At 66.2% G+C, this 7,332-nt stretch carries 3 protein-coding genes; all 3 read left to right on the top strand.

Annotation, left to right across the window (positions count from 1 at the left end; translation table 11 throughout):
- The first annotated feature begins 214 nt into the window (after window positions 1-214).
- The 3 genes from FB454_RS35595 (at window position 215) to FB454_RS31820 (ending at window position 7,076) form a co-directional block, all read left to right on the top strand.
- A complete protein-coding gene (locus FB454_RS35595; protein ID WP_486485487.1) occupies window positions 215-337 on the top strand; it encodes a hypothetical protein in 123 nt (40 codons plus the stop codon).
- Window positions 338-705: 368 nt separating this feature from the next.
- Window positions 706-5,913: an NACHT domain-containing protein gene (locus FB454_RS31825; RefSeq protein ID WP_186461703.1), complete on the top strand. Its 5,208-nt coding sequence runs from the start codon at window positions 706-708 to the stop codon at window positions 5,911-5,913.
- Window positions 5,910-7,076 (top strand): hypothetical protein, encoded by a 1,167-nt coding sequence (locus FB454_RS31820; protein WP_145824104.1) that lies wholly within the window; start codon window positions 5,910-5,912, stop codon window positions 7,074-7,076. The genes FB454_RS31825 and FB454_RS31820 overlap by 4 nt, the downstream gene beginning before the upstream one ends.
- Window positions 7,077-7,332 lie beyond the last annotated feature (256 nt).

Genomic DNA, 7,332 nt, shown 5'->3' with positions numbered 1-7,332 from the left:
TCATCGGGGTACTTCTTCGGTGCTGCCACGGACAACTTCCTCCCCACGGCCATCAGACCATGATCAAGAAGCTCCATGAAAGCGGGGGTAGCTCAGGGCCCTACCGGCGCGCTACGCCGGCCTCGCCGCCGCCGCCGAACAGGCCCGCCGCGCCGCCAGCCGAAACGCGGCCGTCGCCAACGCCGTCGCCACCACCACCGCCCGCGTCCACGCGGTGAACGACACTCGCCCCACGCCTCACGCCACACCCGTCCCCGAGCACCTGCGCCAACACGCGCACGACGCACACCAGCGCATCACCACCCATCTCGACAGCAGCGAGACGGAGATCGACTGATTTACCCCACAGGCTCTGTCGACAAGTCACGGCCGCAACCGCGCCCCCGGCCCTGGCACATACCTCATGTCCGCCGTCATCCTCGACCAGGACGGGCTGGCACCGGCTCTCGCCGCCGCAAGCGCAGCCGCACGCGGCCAGCCTTACCACTCGTCTCTGCTTTGATGCCGCGGGCACGTAGGCATCATCGAAGCGGGCGCAACGGCTGCGTGACGGCCCAGCGGTGCGGTCAGCTCGACCGTGCCGCCGACCTGCTCGGTGGGACACAACTCTGTCGGTCCTGCGTGCCATCATCGAGTCACCCGAGCATGACGGGACCTCTCCTCTGGGACCCGACTTGCCGGATTGGGACCATTTTGAGGACGCGCATGAACCTGAGGGCGACGCACTACGGCTACGCGTACCAGGACCTCATCACTGGCATCGCCCTCGTCGACCTGGTGCTAGGCACCGCCGAACACATCACGGTCGACACCAAGGGGTTCACGGGCGACCGGTTCGACGACCTGACTATCGGCTACAGGACCGGTCGGCGAGTCCGTATCCAGATCAAGCACACGACCCTGGACCGCGAGCTGTCGAAGGACAGCTTTTCCGGGGACAGGAGGAGTCTCCGGCTCGACTTGCTGTTCGGCGCTCTCCTGTCCGACCTGGAACAGCATTCCGGCACTACGTACCGGGTCATCGTCCGCGACGGCAACCCGGACGACGACCTCGCCGTCGTGCTAAAACCCGTTGACGCGGCAGGCGACCCTGGTGACCCGCTGCCGGGCGTCGCCACCCGCAGGTTCAAGTTCAACCCGACGGCCCTCCAGGAAACTGAACCCTGGAAGACGCGCCTTGCCGGTCTCACTGAGGTTCAAATCCGCACGGCGTGCGAGCACCTCACGATCGACACCAGCGCCCCGGCTTCGACGCTCGACTTCTCCGCGCCCGGTTTGGCTGAGCGCGCGCTCCTGCGTCGCGTTATCGAAGAGCTCGGCGCTGGGCGCACCCCCAACACCAGCATTCGACCCGAGTACGCGGCGCTCGCCTTGGCGCACGCAGCCACTGGCGCCCGCGCACTCGACGGAAACGTCGCGCGGGAATACGTTTTACCCCAAGTCGGGCTCACCACCGACTTCGGTGCCGTCGCCGAAGGACACCCCATCGAAACGGCCGTCGTCGTGCCCCGGGCCGGCGCTACCACAGAAGTGCGCAAGCATGTCGACGCCGTCACCCCCGCCGGCGGCCGCGTCGTCGTTACCGGCGAACCCGGTGTCGGCAAATCCTGGCTGTGCGAACAACTCGCAGACACCTACCGCGACGAAGGCTGGATTGTTGCCCGGCACCACTGCTGGCTCGGTGCCACCGACATCAACCGAGAGGAACGGGTCCTCACCGACGTTGTCATCGGAAGCCTTCTGCGGCAGCTCGAACAGATCGTGCCCGAAGCCACCACAGACCTGCGGCCCAGGTTCGCCGCTACCCCGGAAGCGCTCACCGTCGCAGTGCAGGCATGCCGCGAGACGCGCCCCGGGCAGAGCGTGCTTCTCATCGTCGACGGTCTCGACCACGTCGACCGGGTCCTGGGCCGGCGTACCAGCCAGCAGACGGACCCCTCCCGCCTCCTCGTTGACCAGCTTGCCGCCATCGACCTCCCGCCCGGCGTATGCATGCTCATCGCCAGCCAACCCGGTTCCCACCTCGCCAACGCAGCATCCGCGACCGGCGACCCCGTCCAGATGCCCCGCATGTCGTGGGAGGAGATCCGCACTCTCGCGACCAAGCACGGGCTGCTCACCGAACCCGGGGGGACCGAGCAGCTCGATGACGACGACGAACGCGCCATCGTCGACCTAGTCCACGACCGCTCCAGCGGCAACGCGCTATACGCCACCTACCTGTGCCGGTACGCGACCCGCACCTCGCCGCTCGACGACGACGCAGCACCGGGCACGGCCAACGACATTATTCACCGGCTGACCCGTGTCCCCGACACGGCCACTGATGTCGACGCGTACTACGAGTACCTGCTTGGCGCGATGACCGCCGACCAGTTGTTCGCCATCGGTACCCTCGCGCTGTGCGACTTCGCGCTGTCCGCGAACGAGCTCGGCGAACTGCTTCCCCCAATGATGAAGCCGTTCTTGGCGCCGGCTCTCAAGACGCTCGCACCCGTGCTGAACTCGCAACCCGGCCTCGGTGGCCTGCGCATCCATCACGAAAGCTTTAGCCGGCACATCCTGCGCGGCAAGGACGACGAGTGGGTCGCGTCCATCCGTGAAAGCGCTGCCGCGTGGCTCGCGGCTCGCGGGTTCTTCACCGACGCGCGGGCGTTCCGGCACCTTCCCGAGCTCCTCGCGCACCTTGGCCGATACGACGAACTGAAGGAACTCATCCGGCCGGGCTTCGTCGCCGAAGGCATCCGCGCGTTCCAACCGCCGGAGGCGCTTCAGCGGGTCGTCGGGATCGTTGCCCGTGAAAGCGAAGCACGGCTCGACTGGCCGACGCTGATCACCTGCGTCGAGACCCGCAAGTCAATTGACACCTACGAGACCGAGTCGCTGACCGACTCGATTGTCGAGTACGCGGACGTCGTGGTGGCCATCGTCGGTGCCGACGTCGTAGCCGAGCGACTCATGTACGAAGGACGGCCCACATTCCCGTCAGGGTGGGGGCTCCGCCTCTGTGAGTCCGTGGACCGAGCCGGGGCTGCGGCCCCGTGGAAGGCGTACATCGACGCCCAAGAGTCCGACTCGAAACGCGAACGCTCCACCTACAGCTCCGACGGCGACGGCAACCTCCACCTGGCCATCCAGCTCGGTGCGCTCCGCCTCCGCACTCAGCGTGGTGACATCCCGCCGAACCTGGCGGAACAGGGTGCCGAGAACCTAGAACTCGACCACGACGCGTCCCTTGAAGATCTGGTCGACGTGTTCACCGCCGGTCTCCCGGCGGGGTTCATGCCGGATGTTGCTGCGGCGATGACCGACCCCGACAAGAGCGCTCGGGTCTACCTGACACTCGCCGACCTCGCCGCAGCCGGGACACCCGGCCTACCCGACCCGGCCGACCTCGCCCGGCAGGCGTGGACGCTTGCGCCGGCACTCGACATCGTCGGGTACCTGAACCACGGCATCCCCGCCGCCGACGTTCTCGCAGGGCTGGGAACCATCGACCTTGAAGCGGACATCCAGGCCGCCACCGACGCCGTCCTCGACCGTCGTTCCGCCAACTACGGCAACATCCAACGGTGGCTTTCGCTCCTCACGCTCGCCCACGCCCTCGACCGGACTATCCCGCTCAAGTACGCCAGCCAGCTCGCGGGCGTCGGCTTCTATCGCGCCTGGCTGCGGTACGCCGTGGCGACGATCGGCATCGCAGACGATGTCGCCGCCGGCGTTACCACGGCCGAAGCAGCCTCCACGGCCGTCCTGGTTGCGCTTGCGGACCTCGCGGCGGAAGCACACCCGTTCACCGGGGACCCGCGGGCGTGCGACCTGTATTTCATTCACTCGCTCGTTCACAAGGTCGTCGAGAACTCCCTCATCGTCGTCCAACCCAGCGACCTCGACCCGGTGCTCACCCACCTCATCGCCATCGGCGATGGCACCACCACCACGACCAACTTCGGACTGCCGGAGAACGGGCCCCTTGCAACCAATGACCTCCTCGAAATCCTGTCTCGCGTTTCCGACCACATCGGCGTCGATGCCATCCACTCTCTGATCAAGGTCATCCGGGACCGACGCTGTGACACCAACACCCAGTACAGCGTCACCGCTAACTTCGAACTCGCGACCGCCCGCATTTGCGTCGCCGCCGGCGCGAAGGATGAGGCCGACGAATGCTGGCGCCGCGCCTGCCTGCTCCTGGCGAGCTACGGCGGACATAAGGACCCCACCATCTTGGAAATCATCGACAGCATCGAAGACATCGCCGGCATCGACATCGACGCCGCGCGCGCATGCCTGGAGAAGCTCGTCGATCTCGTCTACCTGGTGCGGCAACACACCAACGGTCGCGGCACCTCCGGCTTTGTGACTCGGTGGTGGGAGGAGGCCGCAACCATTGATCCGATCGCTGCGGGCATCGACGGCGCAGACGCCCTCCTCGCCATGCCCGGGTTCGAGGACGTGCGCGCGTACACCGCACACACGCACCTACTCGAAACCCAGGTCATGACCGCGGATCCCATCGTCCTGGCGGCCCTGCGACTCGCCGTCGGGACGGGCTGGCGTCGCCCGACCACGGACCTTGAGCTCCTCACCCGGCTCGCGAATGAGCTCGGCAGGAGCCCGCAGACGGACGTGATGCTCGCCATCGTCGCGAACAACGTCGCGGCGACCTACGACGACCAGCCGATGCTGTACTCCAGCGACCAGCCCAAGTCCGCGGTGACACCGGAGCTTGTCGATGCAGTCGTCCGATTGGGTGGCGCAGCTTTCCCGGCCCGGACGCCGCGCCCGGAGCAGAAGCGGAACAGCGCATGGGACTCCAGCCCGAAGCCTGACCCGCTGGAGTTGCAGAAGCGGCTCGTGAGCGACCAGCGTCCCGTCGTCCTCGAAGGCCGGGCGGGTGCGATACTCGCGGCACGAGAATTCGACAACCAGCGGTATCGGGACGACGCGGCTCCCAGGTGGGACCTTGACGCGGTCACGAACGCCATCGGATGGCGCATCATTGAAGCGACCCTGACCTATGGTGCAGAGGCGGGTATCGGGCTAATTGACGACGTGGCCCGTGAGGTGTCCCGGTTTTCCGATAACGAGGTGTTCGCTGGTCTTGGCGAGGGCCTCGCCGCCCGCTGCGAGAGCACAAACGACTCGTTGAAGACGGTCGCAAGCTACTGCCTTGCGCTCGCTTACATCCGTATCCGCGGCGGGGGCGGGTGGCGCACGTTCGCCGGACGGGAACGTGTACACCTGTGGAACGCGGCACACGAACTGGACTCGGTTACCGCGGAGAAGACGCTGGCGGCGGCGATCGCCGAGACGGTTGATTCAGATGCGCAGCGTACGTACGGGGTGACGCAGGCTGTGGTCGCAGCGTTCGCTTCGGCGCCGACCGGCGCGCCGGGTGGTACGGCGGTCGAGTGTTGGGAGGCTGCGTTCCCGGTCATCCAACATCGGCTCCCCGGGATCGCGGAACGGGCCGGTCACACATACCGGCCGACCGCGACCCCTGACTCTCAGGACGCACTGGATATCGCGTTGGCGACGCTCGCGTTGGCGACGATCTCTCAGCCCCTGCGCGCGGACCTGCGGCAGACGCTCCTCGCCACCACACTGCTGGTGACGTGCCGCCCGAGGATCGCGCAGGCAGCACTCGTCCACGTACTGCGAGCTGGCTTGGACGCAGGCCGAACCACATGGCTGTTGGACGTCATACGCACCTGCCTTCCGATTGGCGATCTGACTGATGAGATGGCGGCAGAGTTGACGCAGCTGGCTGGAACGGATTGGCTATCGGTGCGTGCGCTCACGGGCCAGGTCCTGGATGCACACGGACGTCCGGTTCCGCACCCGCCGGCGACAGAACCGGACCCAAAGGTGCGTGCCGCCTTCCACGACCTGATCCGGGAGCGCGAATGACGCCGGCGACACCGGAGGAACGGGCCAAAGGCCTCGTGACTCTGTTTCTCGATGACCGCCTCAAAGAGGCGAACGAGCCCCCGGGATTGCGTGAAGCAATCGTCGATCGGCTTGTCGGGCAGGTCGACGACATCGGGAAACGCTTCGGGGAACAGATAGACCATCTGCGGTCACCGTCGGCCCAGCGAATCCCGGACGCGTACCTCGCGGACGAAGAAGTCGTCGAGAACGAACTGCAGTCGGCTGCTGCCGGAATCCGGACCGCGAGAGCGCTAGAAGGAGTCCTATCAGACGCCCGACGGTTCGAACATAATCTTGCACAACGTTTGGCGCCGAACGCGCGATGGGCGCTGCGCAGTGAAGCATCAAGGGTTCCGCGGCCCCCAACCCGAGCCAGTGCGCTCCACTGGTCTCTGACCCCCATCCCATGGGTCGAAGACAACGCTGAGTGGCCCCCCGCCGACGCAATCACCTTCGCGGATGTCCGGCAACTCACCGGTGCAGACGGCGAGCCGGTACGCGTCAGCGAGGAGCCATACAAAGGATGGGTCCAGCTCGGAATGTTCGAGCGGCAAGCAACACTCGCCACCCGCTACCCCGACATCGCAGCCCGGCAAATACTCATCGCAACCGGACTCGAGGCGTGCGACGGACCGCCACCAGCCAACAGCATGCCACTCTCCCGCGCCACACCGCACCCGTGGGCCGTCGGCTACAAACACCTCGCACCCAATCTCGACGCCGAACGAGCCCGCATCGCCCTCAGCTCTACCCGAGGACCCCTCGCCGCACTCATCGACTACGAGGGCCAACCGGGCGCCCCGGCGCATGACCGTGGAGTTGGACTCCAACGCTTCACACTCGTCCCCCGGATCGAAGTCATCGCTCTCCTCGGGCTCCGCCCCGAAACACCAGCACTACGTCACGTCCTCGTCGACGACAACGGCGCAGCAATTGTCGGCCGGCAATGGCGCGGCTTCCTCATCCACGATGGCAACTACAGCCCACTCGAACCAGCCATCCACGGAGCCGACCTAATCCTCCGCCCCGACCTCTACGAAACCCTCGTAAACACTGCCGGCACAGACCGACTTGCCCTCGGCGTGACCGTCAGCCATTCCGAGCACGCGCCATCAGCCCGCGCATCAAAGGGCGAGGATTGAGACGCTCGTCTCACCATGTTGAGACTCCTCGTCGCCGCACAACGATAAACTCTTTGGGAGAACGAGAACGGTTCATGAACTGACCATGCCCGCCGGCTCGTCAGGGACTGGGCAACGCACGCTCGTCAGCTCACTGCCAGGCGTCGCTCCGGTGGGTGTGCACGAGCATTCCTCCCAGCCCGGTAGACAAATCACCTTGAAAGATCCGAAGCAGTCAGGCATGGGCTCATACCGGGCCGGAAGGGGCTCTCTCGTA

The sequence above is a fragment of the Micromonospora sp. CNZ297 genome (genome assembly GCF_007827625.1).
Note: the sequence above shows the minus strand (reverse complement) of the source record. Positions and strands in the feature narration are given on the sequence as shown.

Excerpts from the sequence above, each read along its gene's own strand:
- FB454_RS31825 (WP_186461703.1), top strand. The coding sequence starts at position 706 with ATGAACCTGAGGGCGACGCACTACGGCTACGCGTACCAGGACCTCATC.
- FB454_RS31820 (WP_145824104.1), top strand. The coding sequence starts at position 5,910 with ATGACGCCGGCGACACCGGAGGAACGGGCCAAAGGCCTCGTGACTCTG.